Origin of the sequence: Streptomyces olivaceus, assembly GCF_000721235.1 — a bacterium.
Classification (GTDB): domain Bacteria; phylum Actinomycetota; class Actinomycetes; order Streptomycetales; family Streptomycetaceae; genus Streptomyces; species Streptomyces olivaceus.
This window is the reverse complement of record NZ_JOFH01000006.1, coordinates 68,151-87,091: the sequence shown is the minus strand read 5'-3', so window position 1 is coordinate 87,091 and position 18,941 is coordinate 68,151. Positions and strand designations below refer to the sequence as shown.

Genomic DNA, 18,941 nt, shown 5'->3' with positions numbered 1-18,941 from the left:
CGTGGGACGCCACAGCCGCCGGGGACCCGCCCCCAGGGCCGACGCCGCGGATCCCGCCACCCCGCGGAAGGACCGGCCCGGAGTACCGGGTCGCCGCGCGGCCGGGCCGCCGCCGGGGCAGCGAACCCCGCCGACGGGGCCCAGGCCGCCCGGCAACGCACCGCGTACGGCACCCGGGGGGCCCTGGGCCGGGCCCCAGGGGGCGGCTCCGCCGGGGCAGGAGCAGGGACGGGGGCAGCGCTTCCCGGACGGGCGGTTCCCCGACGGGACTCCGGCCCACGGCTTTCCGACGCTTCCGGGCGGTGTCCCGGCACGAGGATTCCCGGGCGGCCCGGACGGCACGCCGGCCCATGGCGTACCGGGGCTCGCCGACGGCACTCCGGCGCGCGGCGTACCGCAGTTCACCGACGGCACTCCGGCGCACGGGGTGCCGCGGGTGCGGGGCGGTCATCCCGAGCAGCGTGAAACCGGCGGCGGCTGGGGCGAGCTGGGCGGCCGGACCGCGCCCCCGGGGCAGCCCACCCGACCGGGGCCGCCCCTGCCGCGGCAACGGCAGGGACCACCTCAGGGACCGCCGCAGGAAGCTCCGCAAGGGCGTCGGCAAGATCCCGGGCAAGGCCCCCGGCAGGAGTACCTGGACGCCTTCGCCGGGGACGACGACGTCTTCGCGGCCCGCGCTCCGCACCGTACGGCCGCCCCCGCGCGGTCCGCCGACCCGTACTCCTCGGTCACCGACTGGAGCGCGGACGACGGCGCCGGCAACACCCTCGCGTCGGCCGCGGGCGGCGACGACGGCGACGACGCTCCGCCCACCGGCGAGCCCGTCTCGGCCAAGGGCGGCAAGGGCAGGGCCTTCACCGGCGTCGCGGCGGCCGCCGTCACCACCGTGCTGGCGGTCGTCGTGGCGGGTCAGGTGGCCGACGGGTCGGACGCGGGCGGCACCACGTCGCAGTCCGCCGCGGGCCAGGCCCGCGACGCGCACGGCTCCTCGTCCCGGGCGGACGAACGCGCCACTCCCTCCGCCCCCGCCCCGCCCCTGACGTACGAACAGAAACTCGGCAAGAGGTACCCGCTCGGCGCCGACCTCAAGGGGTCGGGGAAGTTCGACGCGATCCCGGGCATCGCGAAGGCACCCGGGGCGGGACAGAAGTACACCTACCGAGTGGACGTGGAGCAGGGGCTCGGTCTCGACGGCGAACTCTTCGCCGATGCCGTGCAGAAGACGCTCAACGACCAACGCAGCTGGGCGCACAACGGCGCCCGCACCTTCGAACGCATCCACTCCGGACAGCCCGACTTCGTGATCACGCTGGCCAGCCCCGGTACCACCGCCGAGTGGTGCGCCAAGTCGGGGCTGGACACCACCGAGGACAACGTCTCGTGCGACTCGGCCGCCACCGAGCGCGTGATGATCAACGCGTACCGCTGGGCGCAGGGGGCGGAGCCCTACGGCGACGCGATCCTCCCGTACCGGCAGATGCTCATCAACCACGAGGTCGGACACCGTCTCGGCCACAACCACGTCACCTGCGACAAGGACGGCGAACTCGCCCCGGTCATGCAGCAGCAGACCAAGTTCCTCGACCATGACGGGATCCACTGCCGACCCAACCCCTGGGCCTATCCGAACGACTGACTGGCCGTCAGGCCGGGCCCTTGGGATGGCACACGGTAATCGCATGATCTCTTAGCGCGACAGAACGCGCCCCGTGCGGGAAAGTTACGACCGTTCACCCCTTTTGGTGGCGCGATGGACAACCGTCCATCGCGCCACTGCCTTGTCCGCATACGTTCGTCCCGCTGCGAGCCGCCGGGCCAACGGCGGCTCCCCAAAAGGAGGATCGGGGGTGCGCGCGTGCGCATCGGACTGCTTACGGAGGGCGGCTATCCGTACGTGGGCGGTGAGGCCGTGCTCTGGTGCGACCGGCTGGTGCGCGGGCTGGCGCAGCACGAGTTCGACGTCTACGCGCTCAGCCACAGCGAGCACCAGGAGGCCGAGGGGTGGGTGCCGTTGCCGCCGCAGGTCGGACGGGTGCGCACCGCGTCGCTGTGGGACCACGAGGACGACGGGGTCGCGTACGGCCGGCGTGCGCGCCGGCGCTTCGCCGAGTGCTACGGCGAACTGGCCGCGGCCCTGTGCACGGGCGCTCCCGGTGACCCGGCCGGTGCGGCGGAGGACGGTTCGACCCTTCAGGCGGACCGTTTCGCCTACGCGTTGTACGGCCTCGCCGACCTCGCCCGGGACGAAGGCGGACTGACCACGGCACTGCGCTCCGAGACCGCGGTGCGCGCCCTGGAACGCGCCTGTCGCACGCCCGGCGCCCACCGAGCCGCCCGCGAGGCGCGCGTCCCCGATCTGCTGACGGTCGCCGCGCGCCTCGAACACGCTCTGCGCCCCCTGTCGCTCGACTGGTACGAGGACGACGGACTCGGCGCGGTGGACCTGTGCCACGCTGCCTCCGGCGGCCCGGCCGCCCTCCCGGGCCTGCTCGCCCAGCACTTCTGCGACGTACCGCTGCTGGTCACCGAGTACGGCGTGCGGCTTCGGACGCACTACCTCACGGAGCCCGACTCCCCACCGGCGATACGGTCCCTGCTGGCCGCCTTCCACGGCCGGCTGGCCGCCGAGACCTACCGGCACGCATCCGTGATCACGCCGGGCAACGCGCACGCCCGCCGGTGGCAGGAACGCTGCGGGGCCGAGCGCGCCAAGCTCCGCACGGTCCACCCGGGCATGGACGCGGCGCCCTTCGCCGAGGCGGGAGAGGCACCGGAGTACGCCGACCCGCAGACCCTCGTCTGGGTCGGCCGAATCGAACCGGCCAAGGACCTGGTGTCGCTGCTGCACGCCTTCGCGGAGATCCGCAGGGCGGAGCCCGGGGCGCGCCTGCGGATCGTGGGCGCGCCGTCCGGCCCCGAGGGTGCGGCCTACCTCGCCCACTGCAAGGGCCTGGCCGCGCAGCTCTTCCCCGACGAGGCCGACGGCCCGCACGCCGTCGGCCGCAACCCGGTGTCCTTCGAGGAGATCGGCGGCCCGGAGCTGCCGTCCCGCGCGGACGCCTACACCGCGGGCGCCGTGGTGGTGCTCTCCAGCGTCGTCGAGGGATTCCCGTCCGGGCTCGTCGAGGCCATGTTCTGCGGCCGCGCGACGGTGTCCACCGACGTCGGCGCGGTGGTGGAGGCCATCGGCGGTACGGGGCTCGTCGTGCCCCCGCGCAACCCGCGGGCGCTCGCCGAGGCGTGCGTCGCGCTGCTGCGCGACCCCGAGCGCCGTGAGCGCCTCGGCGCCGCCGCGCGCGCCCGCGCACTGGAGTTGTTCACCGTCGAGCAGAACGTCACGGCATTTCACGGCATTTACCTGGAGATCCTCTTGCGCACGCCGGTACGCCGGGTCCTGCTCGACGACACCGGGGAACCTCTGCCGTTCGCCGCGCCGGCCGAGGCCCACGTCCCCGGACGCTGGTCCGATCCCGCCCGCGTCGCGGCCCGCAGTGGCCCCGGCTGGGCCACGGACACACCGGCCCGGACGACGGACGCCCGGGCCACACCCGCCCGGACCGCGACCGCAGACACCATGCGGGCGGGCACCGGGAACGCGGGCACCGTGAGCGCAGACACGGCGACTGCCGGTGCCTCGACTGCCGGTGCCTCGACCGCCGGGGGTGCGAAGGTCCGCGGTGGGACCGAACGCGGGGGGACCGAACTCCGCGCGACCGAACGGGCCGCCACCGCCCGTGTCACGGCCCCTGTTTCCGTGACCGAGGGAGCAGCCCGATGAGCGGCCTCGGCGAGCTGGACCGGCCCGAGACCCCCCGCAGCCCGGGCGCCTGGGACGAACGCTCGCGGAAGTCCCTCACCGACCGCGCCCCGGGTCCCGGAGACGCTGCCGCACCGTCGTCCGGCGACGGAGGAGCCGCCCGCGGCGGCGCACAGCCGCCGTCCACCGTGCGCCGGGCCGCCGCCGACCCGGTGAAGGCCCTGATGCACCGCCACCGCGACCTGTGCGAACGCGCCGTGGACCCCCTGGAGATCGCCGCGGGCCTGGAGGCGCACGGCGTCACCGACCGGACCGCCGCACGCTTCCGCCATCGGGACGTCTTCTCCCTCGCGGAGGAGATGTACGCCCGCATCCCGCGGGACGGCGACGCTCCACCGCGTCCCACGGAACCGTCGGCGCCCCGCGCGGCCCGTGCGGCCTGGATCGTCCTCGCCCCGCTGCCCGGCGTGCTGTGCGCCGCCGCGGTGGCGGGCCTGCGCCTCACCGAGGGCCGGCCCCGGCTGATCGCCGCCGCGGTCGGCGCCCTCGCGGTGGCCCTGGCCCTGCGCGCGGTCCTGCGCCGCGGTCCGCTGCGCGCCGCTGCGCGCACCTCCGGCACCTGGACCTGCTGGCTCGTCGGCTACGCCCTGCTCGGCGACGGCCTCCTGCACACCGCTCTCACCGGTGGCCCCGACGCCCTGCCCGACGGCACCGCCGGTGGCCCGTGGCCCGTCGCCGCCGCCCCCGTTGTGGCGCTCGCCCTGTCCTGCGTGCCCGCGGCCGTCGGCGCCCACCTCTTCACGACACGCGCCCGCCGCCGACTGACGTCCAGCCGGGGCCTGGCCGACTTCTCGGCCTCCGTACGCCCCCTGCTGCTGGGCGTGTTCGCGCTGTACACCGGCGCTCTGGCGGTCCTGCTCGCGCTGACCGGCGCGGTACTCGGCGAGCCCGCCGCGTACCCGCAGGCCCTCACCCTGGGCGCGCTGCTCCTGCTCGCCCGGCTGCTCACCGTGCACGGTCACGCCCACGCCGCCACCCTCGTCCTCACCGCCGCGGCCGCCGCCGAGGCGACCGCCCTGGCCACGGTCTTCGCAGGCCGCCTCCCCGGCTGCGGGTTCCTGGCCGCACCCGTGGAGGCCCTGGTCGCCGTGTGCGGCCCGGCAGGCGTACCGACGGCGGCTTGCGGCGTCGGCGCCCTGACCCTCCTGGCGCACGCGACCCGCCGCCTGACCAGGGCCTCGGCGCACGCCCACGCGCACGGCCAGGCCCGGGTGACGGCGTCACGGCCGAGGTGACCGCGCTTCCCCGCACAGACAGCCCTCCACCCACCCGCGTCCCCTCCCAAGATTCCCCCGAATTCCCCCCGCAATTGCCTCGAAGGAGCCCCAGATGATCACTTCCCGACCCGACGCCCCGGCACGGGGAGCCGTGCGATGAGAGTCCTGCTGATCGGATCCAACGGATACCTCGGCCGCTTCGTCGCCGACCGGCTGCTCGCCGACCCCGCCGTCCAGCTCACCGCTCTCGGCCGGGGCGACGACGCCGACGTCCGCTTCGACCTCGCCACCGGAAGCCCCGGCGCCCTCACCCGCTTCCTCGACGCGGTGCATCCCGGTGTCGTGGTCAACTGCGCGGGCACCACCCGGGGCGGCGCCCGCGAACTCACCCGGCACAACACCGTGGCCGTCGCCACCGTCTGCGAGGCCCTGCGTCGCAGCGGGTGCGGCGCCCGCCTGGTGCAGGTCGGCTGCAGCGCCGAGTACGGCCCCAGCCAGCCCGGCTCCTCCACCGCGGAGGACGCGGTGCCCCGCCCCGGCGGTCCCTACGGCGTCAGCAAACTCGCCGCGACCGAGCTGGTGCTCGGCTCCGGCCTGGACGCCGTGGTGCTCCGCGTCTTCTCGCCCGCCGGGCCCGGCACCCCGGCCGGCTCCCCGCTGGGCCGGCTCGCCGAGGCGATGCGCCGCGCCATGCAGTCCGGCGACGGTGAGCTGCGGCTCGGCGGCCTCGGTGCCCAGCGCGACTTCATCGACGTCCGCGATGTCGCCCGAGCCGTCCACGCCGCCTCCCTCTCCGCCGCGCAGGGCGTCATCAACATCGGCTCCGGCCGTGCCGTCCGGCTGCGCGACGCCGCCGCCACCCTCGCCCGTGTGGCCGGCTACGGCGGCGCCCTGCACGAACTCGACGCACCGCCCGGCGCCCTTCGGCCCACCATCGGCCATCCTCGCGGCGAGGTCCTCGGACACCGCGCCGACGCCCTCGGCCACCACCGCGCCGAAGCTCTCGGCCATCACCGCCCGGACCCCCTCGGGCACCGCGGCGACCGCACCGACGGCGAGCACCCGGCACCGGTCGCCTACCCCTACCCGGACGGCTGCGGCAGCTGGCAGCAGGCAGACGTGCGCACCGCACGCGACCGGCTCGGCTGGCGGCCCCGCATCGCCCTCGAGGAGTCCCTCGCCGACATCTGGATGGAGGCGGCATGCCGTATCTGACCAGCACCCGGGCGGGCACGGCGAGCACCGACGTCCGCACCGGCCTGGGCGTCCCGGGCCTTGCCCATCCGCTCGTCGCCCCAGGTGAGTGGGAGGACCTCACCCGTCCGGGCACCCCGCTGCACTGGGTCGTCCTCAACATCGCCGACGGTCCCGGCGCCCACCCCGACCCGCGCTGCCTGGCGGTCGCCGGCCGGCTGCGCAACGCGGGCGTCCGTGTGCTCGGCCATCTCGATGCCCTCCACGGAGCGCGCAGCCTCGGCGCAATGATCTCCGACGCCCACCGCTATCTCGACTGGTACCAGGTCGACGGCTTCCTCCTCGACCGCTGCCCCTCGGAGCGGGCGGCGCTCCCCGAGATCCGCCGCACCGTCACCACGCTCCGGGTGATCCGTGACGATGCCCACATAGTGCTCGGCCACGGGACCCATCCCCATCCCCGCTACGCCGAGCACGCCGACCAGCTCGTCACCTTCTCGGGCTCCTGGGCCGACTACCGCTGGTCCCAGGCCCCCGAGTGGAGCGCCGACCATCCCCCCGAACGCTTCTGCCACTTCGTCCACGGCGTGCCGCACGGGCATCTCGAAGAAGCACTGCGCCTCGCGCGCTGGCAGGGAGCCGCGACGATCTACTTCACCGACCGCACGGACCACGGCGGCCGTGTCGACCCCTGGGAGACCATGCCCGGCTACTGGGACGAGATCGTCTCGCGGGTCGGGACGGGTGTCTCGGAATGAAAAAGGCCGTGGCAGTGTTACTGGCAGAGCAACCGTAATCACTGACCGACCAACGGAGTCCCCGTGTCGCTGCCACCCCTGGTCGAGCCGGCCGCCGAGCTCACCGTAGACGAGGTCCGCAGGTACTCCCGCCACCTGATCATCCCCGATGTGGGGATGGACGGGCAGAAGCGGCTGAAGAACGCCAAGGTGCTCGCCGTGGGCGCGGGCGGCCTCGGTTCGCCGACCCTGATGTACCTGGCGGCAGCCGGTGTCGGCACGCTCGGCATCATCGAGTTCGACGAGGTCGACGAGTCCAACCTGCAGCGTCAGGTCATCCACAGCCAGGCCGACATCGGCCGGCCCAAGGCGGAGTCCGCCCGCGACACCATCAAGGGCATCAACCCGTACGTGGACGTGATCCTTCACCAGGAGCGGCTCGAGGCCGACAACGTGATGGACATCTTCAGCCAGTACGACCTGATCGTCGACGGTACGGACAACTTCGCGACCCGTTACCTCGTCAACGACGCCTGCGTGCTGCTGAACAAGCCCTACATCTGGGGTTCGATCTACCGCTTCGACGGCCAGGCCTCCGTCTTCTGGTCCGAGCACGGCCCCTGCTACCGCTGCCTCTACCCGGAGCCCCCGCCCCCCGGCATGGTCCCCTCCTGTGCCGAGGGCGGCGTCCTGGGCGTCCTGTGCGCCTCCATCGGCTCCATCCAGACCAACGAGGCCATCAAGCTCCTCCAGGGCATCGGCGAGCCGCTGCTCGGCCGCCTGATGATCTACGACGCCCTGGAGATGACGTACCGCCAGGTCAAGGTCCGCAAGGACCCCGACTGCGCGGTCTGCGGTGAGAACCCGACCGTCACCGAGCTCATCGACTACGAGGCCTTCTGCGGCGTCGTCTCTGACGAGGCCCAGGCGGCCGCCGCCGACTCCACCATCACTCCCAAGCAGCTCAAGGAGTGGATGGACGACGGCGAGAACATCGAGCTCATCGACGTCCGCGAGCCGAACGAGTTCGAGATCGTCTCCATCCCGGGCGCCACGCTGATCCCGAAGAACGAGTTCCTCATGGGCTCCGCCCTGGAGAGCCTGCCGCAGGACAAGAAGATCGTCTTGAACTGCAAGACGGGTGTCCGCAGTGCGGAAGTCCTCGCGGTCCTCAAGTCCGCCGGCTTCTCGGACGCCGTCCACGTCGGCGGCGGCGTGATCGGCTGGGTCAACCAGATCGAGCCGGACAAGCCCGTCTACTGACCGGACCCCGGTCCGCCTCCCGGGACGGCGGGGGCTTCGGGCGCCGTGGGCGCTCGGGGCCCCCGCCGTCGTCAGGAGCAGACCTTGCCGTCCTCGGGCACCGTCCCCTTCAGGAGGTAGGTGTCCACCGCGGAGTCGACACAGTCGCTCCCGCTGCCGTACGCCCCGTGCCCCTCGCCCTTCCAGGTCAGCACCACACCGACGTCCTTGCCCAGCTCGTCCGCCATCCTGCGGGCGCCCTCGTAGGGCGTGGCCGGGTCGCCCGTGTTGCCGACCACCAGGATGGGGTCCGCGCCGGGCGCGCTCACCTCCGGAGTCTCGTGCTGACCGGCCACCGGCCAGTCGTGGCACCACCCGGCGGTGTCCCAGCCGAGGAAGGCGCCGAAGACGGGCGAGACCTCCTCGAACTTCGGGAGCAGCTTCTTCGTCTCCTCCAGCGTCGGCCGCTGCTTGTCGTCCAGGCAGGATATGAGCCGTTGCGAGTGGGTCGTCGTGCCGTAGCGACCCGAGTCGTCCCGCTCGTTGTAGCCGTCGGCGAGAGCCAGCAACTCGGAGCCGTCGCCCTGCTCCGCGGCCTCCAGCGCGCTGGTGAGGGACGGCCAGCCGCTCTCGCTGTAGAGCGGCAGCACGATCCCGGTGAGCGCGAGTGTCTGCGTCAGTCTCCGGTCCGGGGAGGACGTCGGCAGCGGCTCCGCGTCCAGCCGCTCCAGCAGGTCGGCGATCTTCCGCGACCCCTTCCCGGGTTCCTGCCCGGTCGACTCCAGGTAGTCGTCCAGCGCGCGCTGGAAGCCCCTCGCCTGGTTCTCCGCGTGGCCCATCGTGTCCGCGGCCGGGTCCACCACGGCGTCGAGGATCACTCGCCCCACGTGCTCGGGGAAGAGATGGGCGTAGACGCCGCCGAGTTCGGTGCCGTAGGAGATGCCGAAGTAATGCATCCTCTCGTCACCCAGCACGTGCCGCATCAGGTCCATGTCGCGGGCGGTGTCGGTGGTCGAGACGTGCGCCATCAGCTTGCCGGCGGCCTTCTGGCAACCCTTGCCGAAGTCGGCCGCGTTCTCCAGGTACGCCTGCTCCTCGGCCGGTGTGTCCGGCGTCGAGTCCACCGACTCGGCGTCCGCCATCGCCTCGTCGCTGCGGCAGCGGACGCCCTCACTGGCCGCCACGCCGCGCGGGTCCCAGCTCACCAGGTCGTACCGCTTGTGCAGGGAGGAGACGGTGTCGGCGTAGGACGGCATCATGGAGACGCCTGAGCCGCCGGGTCCGCCGAAGTTGAACAGCAGCGAACCGATGCGGTCGTCTCCGGTGGCCTTGGCCCGGATCAGTGCCAGGCCGATGGTCTCCCCGTCCGGGTCGGACCAGTCCAGCGGCGCCTTGAGCGTGGCGCACTGCCAGTCGTCGCCCGGCGCGGGGGAGTCGGCCGTGCCCTTGCAGCGGCCCCAGTCCAGTGCCTGGGACGCGAGGGCTTCGGGCACCCCCGACGGCGCCGCCGCCGACGGGCCCGCGCTGCTCCTGTCCCCGTCCCCCCGGTCGTCGCCGGACGAGCCGCCGCTGCAGCCCGCCGTCAGCAGTGCGGCGGCGGCCGTCAGAGCCGTCCACCGTACGAGTCGCGCCATGTCCTCTCCCCCCTGGCAAGCCGTCCGCGCCCGTGCAGCGGATGGCGGTGATGCCATGGTAGGCGGATGCCGCGGCAGCCGCCGACTCCTGTGGATAACGCTCTGACCTGCTGGTTCGGGCGAGCGTCGATGATCATCGGGGTGCGATGGTCAGGAGCAGACGGTTCCGGCCGCGGGCACCTTCCCGTTCAGGAGATAGCCGTCCACCGCGCCCCGTACGCACTTGTTCTTGCTGTCGTAGGCCCCGTGCCCCTGGCCCTTGAACGTCAGCTCCACGCCGACGCCCTTCCCCAGCGCCTCGGCCATCTTTCCGGCACCCTCGTAGGGCGTCGCCGGGTCCCCGGTGTTGCCGATCACCAGGATCGGCGGGGCACCCGGTGCGCCGACGTCGGGATGGCCGGCGGCGCCGGGCACCGCCCAGTCGGTGCAACTCACCATGGACCAGGCGAGGTAGTCGCCGAACACGGGCGAGGCCTTGCGGAACTCGGGCAGCCTGCCCTCCACGTCGGCCGAGTCGTACCGCGCCTTGTCGTCGGCGCAGCTGATGGCGGTGTTGGCCGCGCCGATGTTGCTGTACCGGCCGTTCTCGTCGCGCCCGTTCAACGAGTCCGACAGCGCCATCAGAAGGCGGCCGTCACCGTCGTACGCCTGCTCCAGGCCCTCGGTGAGGTACTCCCAGAAGTCCTTCGAGTAGAGCGACTGCGCGATGCCGCCGGTCGCGGCGGTCTCGGTGAGCTTGCGGGGGAGGATGCCCGGGATCGGCCTGCGGTCGAGGTCCTTGAGCAACTTGGCGATACGGGACTTGACGTCCTCCGCGGTCTCCCCGATGGGGCAGTCCTCGGTCTTGGAGACGCAGTCCTCGGCGAAGTTGTCGAGCGCGAGCTGGAAGCCCTTCGCCTGGCCGAGCGCACTCTGCTCTCCGGTCTGCGTCGGGTCGACGACCGCGTCGAAGACGGCGCGGCCCACCTTCCTGGGGAACAGATGGGCGTAGACGCCGCCGAGTTCGGTGCCGTAGGAGATGCCGAAGTAGTGCAGCTTCTCGTCGCCCAGCACCTGGCGCATCAGGTCCATGTCGCGGGCCGCGTCGGTGGTGCGCACATGCGGAAGGATCTTCTTCGAGTTCTTCTCGCAGGCGGCGTTGAACTCCTCCGTGTTGTCCAGCAGCTCGGTGCGCTCGGCCTGGTCGTCGGGGGTGGCGTCCTGCTGGAAGTAGGCGTCGAGCTGCTTGTCGTCCAGGCACTGGACGGGGTCGCTGCGGCCGACTCCGCGCGGATCGAAGCTGACCAGGTCGTAGCGGGTGCGCAGCTTCGCGTAGTCCTGGCCGAAGGCGGGCAGCGTGCTGACGCCCGATCCGCCCGGACCGCCGAAGTTGAAGACGAGGGAGCCGATCCGCCGGTCCGCCGCCCCGCTGGACTCGACCCGGATCAGCGCGACGCCGATCGTGTCGCCCCGGGGGTCGTCCCAGTCGAGCGGTGCCTTCATGGTGGCGCACTGCCACTCGTCGCCGTCCGGCAGCGGGGAAGGAGCGGCGCCGCCGCCCTCGGCCCCGGAGGGAGCGGGGCAGTCCTTCCAGTCGAGCTTCTGGGCGGTCAGGTCCTCCTCCCCGCCGGAGTCTCCTCCGGAGCCGTCGCTGCAACCCGCCGACGCGGACAGCACCACGGCGGTGACGGCGGTCAGGACGCCGGCGCGCAGCCGGAGGGAGTGCGGCATGCGTCCATCGTGCGGGCGCGGGCGGCCGGGCGCTCGGGGCGGCGGCCGTACGAGGTACGCGAGGCGTACGGCGCGGTCGGGCCGAAGGGCGCTACAGGGCCGCCTACAGTCGCCGCAGGGCCTCGTAAGGCCGCTGCAGGGCCTCTTTCCGGGACAGCCGCTACAGGGCTTCTTTCCGGGTCAGGTGGTTGAAGACCAGCCAGCCCGGCAGGACCGGCAGCCACAGGGTGAGCAGCCGGAACAGCAGCACCGCGGGGGCGGCGACCTCCTTGGGCAGGCCGACGGCGATCAGACCGACCGTCAGCGTGGCCTCCACGGCGCCCACACCGCCGGGCGTCGGCGCGGCGGACCCCAGGGCGTTGCCCGCGAGGAAGACGACCGCGACGCTCGCCAGACTGATGGACGTCGACTCGTCGCCGAAGGCGCGGATCGAGGCGTCCAGGCACATCACGAAGCACGCGGTGAGCAGCAGCATGCCGCCGATACCGGTGATCAGTTTCTGCGGCCGCTGCAGGATGTCGAGCATGCGCGGTACGACGCCGGCGAAAAGCGACCGCACGCGCGTGACGACGAATTTGCGCAGGAACGGCACCGACGTCACCACCAGCACGAGGACCGCCACGGTCAGCAGGCCCGCGATGACCGTCCGGGACGGCGACAGCGACGGCGTCTTCTCGGTCCCCGTCAGGTAGCCGAAGGAGAGCAGCATCAGGATGTGGCAGCCGAGTCCGAACAGCTGGGACGCGCCGACGCTCGCCACCGCGAGCCCCGGGCGTACGCCCGCCCGCTGCAGGAAACGGGTGTTCAGGGCCACGCCGCCGACCGCCGCGGGCGCGACGATCTTCACGAACGATCCCGCGACCTGCGCCGCCACGGTCCGCAGGAACGGCACCCGCTCCGGCACGAAGCCCAGCAGGGACATCGCCGCCGCCACGTAGCTCGCGGCCGAGAACAGCACCGCCGCGGCCACCCAGCCCCACTCCGCGTTGGAGATCAGCGGCCCGAACTCGATGTGGGTGAGCTGCGTCAGCAGGAAGTAGGCGCCGATCGCCCCGGCGATGAAGCTGATCAGCGTGCGCGGCCGCACCCGTTCCAGCCGGGCGGGCTCGACGGGGGCCTGCGGCCGGATGCGCAGCACCGCGTGGCGGATCTGGGTGAGCAGGTCCTCCTCGCGCGCCTCCTCCAGAGCCTCGTCGACGGCCCGTTTCTCGGCCCGCTGCTCCGCCCGTACGGCCTTCTTGTCCGGCTTGTCGGGCTTCGCGCTCTTGTCCGTCCTTGCGGCTGTGCCGTCCTGCTCGGTGGCGGTGTCCGGCCTGTCGCCGGCCGCCTCCGCGCGGGCGAGCTTCGCCTGCCGGGAGGACTCCAGGACCGCCTCGCGCTCGCGCTGTGCCCGCTCCCGGGCCAGTTTGCGCAGAGTCGCGCGCGTGGAGCGGCTCAGCGCGATGGGCTGGAGCATCGGCAGACAGTCCGCCACGGCGTCGGGGCCGAGCACCTCCACCGCCGAGGCGACCGCGCGTTCCGCGCCCACCCGCAGGCCGAGTGTCACCAGGAGCTGCGAGATGTCCATCCGCAGCAGCAGGTCGCCGGCCGCGATCTCGCCGATGCGCAGGTCGGTGAGGATCACCGTGCCGGAACGGTCCACCAGGATCGCGTCGCCCACCAGCCTGCGGTGCGCGATGCGCCGCGACTGCAGGGCCTGCACCTGCTCCCAGGTGCCGCGCAGCAGGTCGTCCGTGATCTCCTCGTCCGGGAGGGAGTCCAGAGTGCGCCCGCCGGTGTGCTCGTAGACGAGGATCACGGCGTCGGGGCCCAGCTCGGACGTCGCGATCAGCTTGGGCGCGTTGGCGCCGGCCGCGATCGCCGCGTACGCGAGCAGCGCCTCCTGCTCCAGCGCCTGCCGCAGTGACGGGAGGCTGCTGCGGGTGGCGAAGCCGCGCAGGGTCAGATTGCGCCAGGCGCGGTAGAAGAAGCCCTGCGCCTGCTGCTCCCGGTCCACCACGGTCACGTCGAGCGGCCGGCCGTCCTCCAGGGTGACGAAGTAGCGGCGGCCGCGGTCGCCGGTCTCCGTGGTGTCCGACGGCGCCTCCTGACGGGCGGCGGTCACCGGGTGGAAGCCCACGTGCCGCAGACCCGCCATCAGCGTCCGGCCGGTGGGCCGGACGTTGGGGGAACCGACCGCGTACAACGTGCCGTAGGCCACGGTCCAGCCGATCAGGACCGTGAGGATGATCGAGAACGGTGTCGTGTAGCCGGTGACGAGCATCGAGAAGGCGTCGAGCAGCAGCACGATCCACAGCACCGCGCGCCACCGGGGACGGCGCGACATGCCGACGGCCGTCATGTACGCGATGACCGGAGCCAGGTAGCCGTGCACGGGGTCGGTCAGTGCGTGGATGTCGCCGGGCGACGGCTGGGTGAGCGCGTCCTGGATCGAGCCGGGGGCGGCCCGGGCGACCCACAGGTCCGTGGCGAGGGTCACCCCGTGCGCGAGGACGGCCGCCAGTACGCCGTCGGCGATCCGCAGTCCGTCCCGTTTGATCAGCCGCTCGATCGCGAAGGCGACCGGCACCAGGAGGATCGCGATGCTGGACGCCAGCCCCGCGATCTTGATGAGCAGGTCCGGAGCCTGCCCGGTGCCCTTGTTGATGTCCTGTTCGAGACCCGAGGTGGTGCCGTGCGCGAAGGCGGCGACGGCGAGGAGCACCGCCACGGCGAGGACGCCCACCAGGAGCCGCATGAGGTCGGACGGACGGTGCACGCGCGCGGGGAGCAGCGGTTCGTCGCCCTCCACCTCGTCGATGTGGGCCACGTCGTCGGGGTCGGCGGCGGTCGCCGAGCGGCTCTCCGGCGACCGCCCGCCGGTCTTCCCGCCGCCGTCGTCCGCGGTGTCTGGGCGCGACGCAGCGTCAGAGGTGCCCTCGGCGTCCTCGGGGTGCGCACCCTGCTGCTTCATCGCCTCTTCTTGCTCTCGTATCACTGGTCACCGCCCGCACGATGGTGGCATGCCGTGCCGGTCCCGGCAGGCATCAGGGTGCCCGTGCGGGCCGCACAGTCTGCCCGAAGCGCCGCTCGCGGGCGAGGGACGCGCACCGTCCGGAGCGCGCCGTGCTGTCGGTGGAGTGCGGCAGGATGGGTCGGATGAGCGAGCAGAGCCTTCCGGACGACGCCCGCGCGGAGCGCGCGGACGCGCTGCCCGAGTACGCCGAGCGGGTCCTCGACGTGACCGAGGTGATCCCGCCGGGCCGTGTCATGACATACGGGGACGTCGCGGAGTACCTGGAGGAGGGGGGACCCCGCCAGGTCGGCCGTGTGATGTCCCTCTACGGCGGCGGCGTCCCCTGGTGGCGCATCGTCCGCGCGGACGGCGTCCTGCTCGCCGGGCAGGAGCTGGAGGCCCTCGACCGCTACCGGGAGGAGGGCACGCCCCTGAAGGAGGCGAGCAGAGCCGCGGAGGGGCACCTGCCGCGCGTCGACCTCAAGCGGGCCAGGTGGGACGGCGGCGGACGCGCGGAGGGTCACACCTGACAGCTTCCGCCATGGGGACGGCCGACGTGCGACCCGTGATCCGTCCGGGGGACACGGAGCACTTAGGGCATGTCCGTCGCATGACGTACGTTCGTGGTGCGGAGGACGCGCGTGCCGCGAGCGACCCGGGGAGAGAAGGGGAAGCCCCGCTTCCGTCTCGTCCGTGGGCGGGGCGCCGGCCGCACGCGTCCCCCTCATCCGGCGGCCACCGCCGTACCCGCACCGCGGACGGCCCACCAGCACACCCACCAGGACCGGCGAACCACGTGAGCTCCTCTTCCTCCACCGGACCCCCGCAGCGCCCCCGGGCGCGGCGGGGGAGCCGTGGCGCCTACCGACTGGTGCGTACCCCGCCGGCACGCATGGACCCCCCTCATCTGGACGCCGCACAGCGCTCGGTGGTTGACCACCCAAGCGGACCGCTGCTCGTGCTGGCCGGTCCCGGCACCGGCAAGACCACCACGCTGGTGGAGTCGGTGGCGGACCGGGTCGCCCGGGGCGGTGACCCGGAACGCATCCTGGTGCTGACCTTCAGCCGGAAGGCCGCCGTCGAACTGCGCGACCGGATGGCGCTGCGCATGGGCGCCACGCGCGCTCCCCGGGCGACGACCTTTCACTCGTTCGGCTACGCCCTGGTCCGCGCCCACCAGGACAGCGAACTCTTCGTGGAGCCGCTGCGGCTGCTGTCCGGACCCGAGCAGGACGTGACGGTGCGCGAGCTGCTCGCCGGCCAGGTGGACCTGGAGGGGCTCGGGCTGGCCCACGTGCGCTGGCCGGACGAACTGCGCGCCTGCCTGACCACCCGCGGCTTCGCCGACGAGGTCCGTGCGGTGCTCGCCCGCAGCCGTGAACTGGGTCTCGGACCGGACGCCCTGGGTGCCTTCGCGAGGCGCACCGGCCGCCCCGACTGGCGTGCCGCCGCCGTCTTCCTCGCCGAGTACCTCGACGTGCTCGACCTCCAGGGGGTGCTCGACTACGCGGAACTGGTCCACCGCGCGGTGCTCCTCGCCGGCCGCCCGGAGGTCGCCGCGCACCTGGCCGCACGGTACGACGCGGTCTACGTCGACGAGTACCAGGACACCGACCCGGCCCAGGTACGGCTGCTGCACGCCCTGGCCGGCGGCGGACGCACCCTGGTCGCGTTCGGGGACCCGGACCAGTCGATCTACGCCTTCCGGGGCGCGGACGTGAACGGCATCCTCGACTTCCCGGCCGCCTTCCCGCGCGCGGACGGCCGTCCGGCGCCGGTCGAGGTGCTGCGGACCTCGCGCCGCTCCGGGACCGCCCTGCTGGCCGCCACCCGGCTGCTGACCCGGCGCATGCCTCTGACCCGCCTCCCCGCCGACCGGGTCCGCGCCCATCGCGAGCCGGTACCCGTACGGGACGGCGGACGCGTCGAGGCGTACACGTACCCGACCTCCGGCACCGAGCTGGACAACATCGCGGACATCCTGCGCAGGGCCCACCTGGAGGACGGCGTCCCCTGGAGCGACATGGCCGTCCTGGTCCGCGCCGGGTCACGCTCCATCCCCACGCTCCGCCGGGCCCTCACCGCGGCCGGTGTTCCCCTGGACATCGACGGCGACGACCTTCCCCTGCGCCACGAACCGGCGGTGGCGCCGCTCCTGACGGCACTGCGGGCGGTCGCGGAGGCGGAGACGGGGGCGGGGCCGGGGGCGGGGGAGCGGCCCGGGAAGGACGCCGAGAGGACGGAGACCGGCCCGCGTGGTGGCGGCGCCGATGGTGCCGGTGCCGGTGACGCGGCCGACTCGGACGCCGACGCCAGTGTCGGTGTCCGAGTCGGTATCGAGGCGGGGGTATCGAGTGAGGCCGTCCTGGCGGCCGCCGAGGACGCTCCCCCCGCGACCGCCGACGGCGACTCCCGCGCGGACGACGAAAACGCCCCCCGCGCGGAGGCCGCCCCCCGGTGGCTCCCCACCGAGACCGCCCTCACCCTGCTCACCTCGCCCCTCGCCGGCATGGACGCCGCCGACCTGCGCCGTCTGGGACGCGCCCTGAGGGACGAGGAGCGTGCCGCAGGCAACGCGCTGCCGCCGCCCTCGGACGAACTTCTCGCGCGGGCGCTGGCCGAGCCGGAGCGGCTCGTCGTGCACGACCCCGCCTACGCGCGCGGCGCCCAGCGGCTCGGTGCGCTGCTCCACAGGGCCCGTGCGCGGCTGGCGGGCGGCGGCAGCGCCGAGGAGGCGCTGTGGGACCTGTGGGAGGGCACCCCCTGGCCCACCCGGCTGGAACGCTCCGCCCGGCGTGGCGGCGCCGCAGGACGCAACGCAGACCGTGACCTCGACGCCGTGTGCGCGCTGTTCGCGACCGCCGCCCGCGCGGAGGAGCGCACCGGCGGGCGGGGCGCGCTGAACTTCCTGGAGGAGGTCGACTCCGAGGACATCGCCGCCGACACCCTCACCCGGCGTGCCGTACGCCCCGACGCCGTCCGCCTGATGACCGCGCACCGCGCGAAGGGCCTGGAGTGGCGGCTGGTCGTCGTCGCGGGCGTCCAGGAAGGCCTCTGGCCCGACCTGCGCCGCCGCGGCTCGCTGCTGGAGGCCGACCGGATCGGGCGCGACGGGCTGGCCGAACCGCTGACGCCGGGCGCGCTGCTCGCCGAGGAACGCCGCCTGTTCTACGTGGCCGCCACGCGCGCGCGGGACCGTCTCGTCGTCACCGCCGTGAAGGCACCGGCCGACGACGGCGACCAGCCCTCCCGGTTCCTGTCCGAACTCGGCGTGGAACCCGTCGACGTCACGGGTCGTCCGCGCCGCCCCCTCGCCGTCGCGGCGCTCGTCGCCGAACTGCGCGCCACGACCGTCGATCCACGCGTCTCCGAACCTCTCAGGGAGGCCGCCGCCCGCCGGCTGGCCCGCCTCGCCGCCCTCACCGACGAGGGCGGTCGCCCCCTCGTGCCGTCCGCCCACCCCTACCGCTGGTGGGGCATGTGGGACCGGACCGAGAGCAAGGTGCCCCTGCGCGACCGCGACCAGCCCGTCACCCTCTCGGGCAGCGCCCTGGACCAGCTGGCCAACACCTGCGCCCTGCAGTGGTTCCTGGGCCGCGAGGTGAAGGCCGACGCACCCGCGAGCGCGGCCCAGGGCTTCGGCAACGTGGTGCACGTGCTCGCCGACGAGGTGGCCTCCGGGCACACCCCGGCCGACCTCGCCGTCCTCATGGAACGCCTGGACTCCGTGTGGAACGCGCTCGCCTTCGACGCGCCGTGGAAGTCCCAGCAGGAGAAGGCCAACGCGCGCGCGGCGCTCGAACGCTTCCTGAAGTGGCACGTCATGGACCGCGCCGGACGCACGCCGGTGGCCAGCGAGCACGACTTCGACGTGACCCTGGAGGCAGGCGACTACGAGGTGCGCATCCGCGGCCAGATGGACCGCGTCGAGACCGACGGCGACGGCCGCGCGTACGTCGTCGACTTCAAGACCGGCAAACAGGCGCCCACCTCCGCCGAGGTCGCCCGCCATCCCCAGCTCGCGGTCTACCAGCTCGCCGTCCGGGAGGGCGCCGTCGACGACGCCTTCGACGGCGTACGCCCCGAACCCGGCGGTGCCGAACTCGTCCAGCTGCGCCAGGGGGCGCCCCAGCGGGACGGCGGCGAGACCCTGCCCAAGGTTCAGGCGCAGGAGGCCCCGGAGGGGGAGTCGGGCGAGTGGGTCGGCGACCTGCTGGCCACGGCCGCCGGCAAGGTCCTGGACGAGCGCTTCACCCCCACCGCCGGCCAGCACTGCACCCACTGCGCCTTCCGCGCCTCGTGCAGCGCGCGGCCCGAGGGACGGCAGGTCGTGGAGTGAGCGGCCGTGCCCGGTGTGACGAGCTGCACCACAGGTGCTGACCAGCACATCTCCGG

Annotated in this window: 11 protein-coding genes; 8 read left to right on the top strand and 3 right to left on the bottom strand. The window is 73.6% G+C overall.

From position 1 onward, the window contains the following. Position 1 precedes the first annotated feature (1 nt). From IG94_RS0109130 to moeZ, 6 genes are all read left to right on the top strand, one after another. A complete protein-coding gene (locus IG94_RS0109130) occupies positions 2 to 1,636 on the top strand; it encodes a DUF3152 domain-containing protein (protein ID WP_031033256.1) in 1,635 nt (544 codons plus the stop codon). 219 nt (positions 1,637 to 1,855) lie between these two features. After that, entirely contained in the window at positions 1,856 to 3,778 is a 1,923-nt protein-coding gene (locus tag IG94_RS0109125; protein ID WP_078892235.1) for a DUF3492 domain-containing protein, read from the top strand. After that, on the top strand, positions 3,775 to 5,052 hold the full coding sequence (locus IG94_RS0109120) for a hypothetical protein (protein ID WP_031033254.1): 1,278 nt from the start codon (positions 3,775 to 3,777) through the stop codon (positions 5,050 to 5,052). The genes IG94_RS0109125 and IG94_RS0109120 overlap by 4 nt, the downstream gene beginning before the upstream one ends. A gap of 138 nt (positions 5,053 to 5,190) precedes the next feature. Further along, positions 5,191 to 6,249 (top strand): SDR family oxidoreductase, encoded by a 1,059-nt coding sequence (locus tag IG94_RS0109115; RefSeq protein ID WP_031033253.1) that lies wholly within the window; start codon positions 5,191 to 5,193, stop codon positions 6,247 to 6,249. After that, positions 6,237 to 6,986 carry a spherulation-specific family 4 protein gene (locus tag IG94_RS0109110; protein ID WP_031033251.1) on the top strand — a complete coding sequence of 250 codons (750 nt, stop codon included), beginning with the start codon at positions 6,237 to 6,239 and terminating at the stop codon, positions 6,984 to 6,986. Before IG94_RS0109115 ends, IG94_RS0109110 begins: the two co-directional genes overlap by 13 nt. A gap of 63 nt (positions 6,987 to 7,049) precedes the next feature. Further along, on the top strand, positions 7,050 to 8,228 hold the full coding sequence (moeZ, locus tag IG94_RS0109105; protein WP_031033250.1) for an adenylyltransferase/sulfurtransferase MoeZ: 1,179 nt from the start codon (positions 7,050 to 7,052) through the stop codon (positions 8,226 to 8,228). Between the two features lie 71 nt (positions 8,229 to 8,299). On the opposite strand, the gene IG94_RS0109100 is transcribed toward moeZ, so the two are convergent. From IG94_RS0109100 to IG94_RS0109090, 3 genes are all read right to left on the bottom strand, one after another. After that, on the bottom strand, positions 8,300 to 9,841 hold the full coding sequence (locus tag IG94_RS0109100; RefSeq protein WP_031033249.1) for an alpha/beta hydrolase: 1,542 nt from the start codon (positions 9,839 to 9,841) through the stop codon (positions 8,300 to 8,302). A 150-nt stretch (positions 9,842 to 9,991) separates the two neighbouring features. Then, positions 9,992 to 11,551, bottom strand: a complete 1,560-nt coding sequence (locus IG94_RS0109095; protein WP_031033248.1) for an alpha/beta hydrolase — start codon at positions 11,549 to 11,551, stop codon at positions 9,992 to 9,994. Between the two features lie 160 nt (positions 11,552 to 11,711). Further along, complete coding sequence (locus IG94_RS0109090; RefSeq protein WP_031033247.1) at positions 11,712 to 14,504, bottom strand: lysylphosphatidylglycerol synthase transmembrane domain-containing protein; 2,793 nt, start codon at positions 14,502 to 14,504, stop codon at positions 11,712 to 11,714. A 185-nt stretch (positions 14,505 to 14,689) separates the two neighbouring features. On the opposite strand from IG94_RS0109090, the gene IG94_RS0109085 reads away from it, so the two are divergent. Together IG94_RS0109085 and IG94_RS0109080 are read left to right on the top strand one after the other, a co-directional pair. Beyond that, positions 14,690 to 15,076 carry an MGMT family protein gene (locus tag IG94_RS0109085; protein WP_031033246.1) on the top strand — a complete coding sequence of 129 codons (387 nt, stop codon included), beginning with the start codon at positions 14,690 to 14,692 and terminating at the stop codon, positions 15,074 to 15,076. A 266-nt stretch (positions 15,077 to 15,342) separates the two neighbouring features. Continuing rightward, the gene (locus tag IG94_RS0109080) at positions 15,343 to 18,885 is read left to right on the top strand and encodes an ATP-dependent helicase (RefSeq protein ID WP_078892234.1); all 3,543 of its coding nucleotides are present in this window, start codon (positions 15,343 to 15,345) and stop codon (positions 18,883 to 18,885) included. The last annotated feature ends 56 nt before the right edge of the window (positions 18,886 to 18,941 follow it).

Bases quoted from the DNA above. Each gene is read 5' to 3' on its own strand.
- IG94_RS0109120 (WP_031033254.1), top strand. From the start codon at position 3,775: ATGAGCGGCCTCGGCGAGCTGGACCGGCCCGAGACCCCCCGCAGCCCG.
- IG94_RS0109115 (WP_031033253.1), top strand. From the start codon at position 5,191: ATGAGAGTCCTGCTGATCGGATCCAACGGATACCTCGGCCGCTTCGTC.
- IG94_RS0109110 (WP_031033251.1), top strand. From the start codon at position 6,237: ATGCCGTATCTGACCAGCACCCGGGCGGGCACGGCGAGCACCGACGTC.
- IG94_RS0109100 (WP_031033249.1), bottom strand. From the start codon at position 9,841: ATGGCGCGACTCGTACGGTGGACGGCTCTGACGGCCGCCGCCGCACTG.
- IG94_RS0109095 (WP_031033248.1), bottom strand. From the start codon at position 11,551: ATGCCGCACTCCCTCCGGCTGCGCGCCGGCGTCCTGACCGCCGTCACC.
- IG94_RS0109090 (WP_031033247.1), bottom strand. From the start codon at position 14,504: ATGAAGCAGCAGGGTGCGCACCCCGAGGACGCCGAGGGCACCTCTGAC.
- IG94_RS0109085 (WP_031033246.1), top strand. From the start codon at position 14,690: ATGAGCGAGCAGAGCCTTCCGGACGACGCCCGCGCGGAGCGCGCGGAC.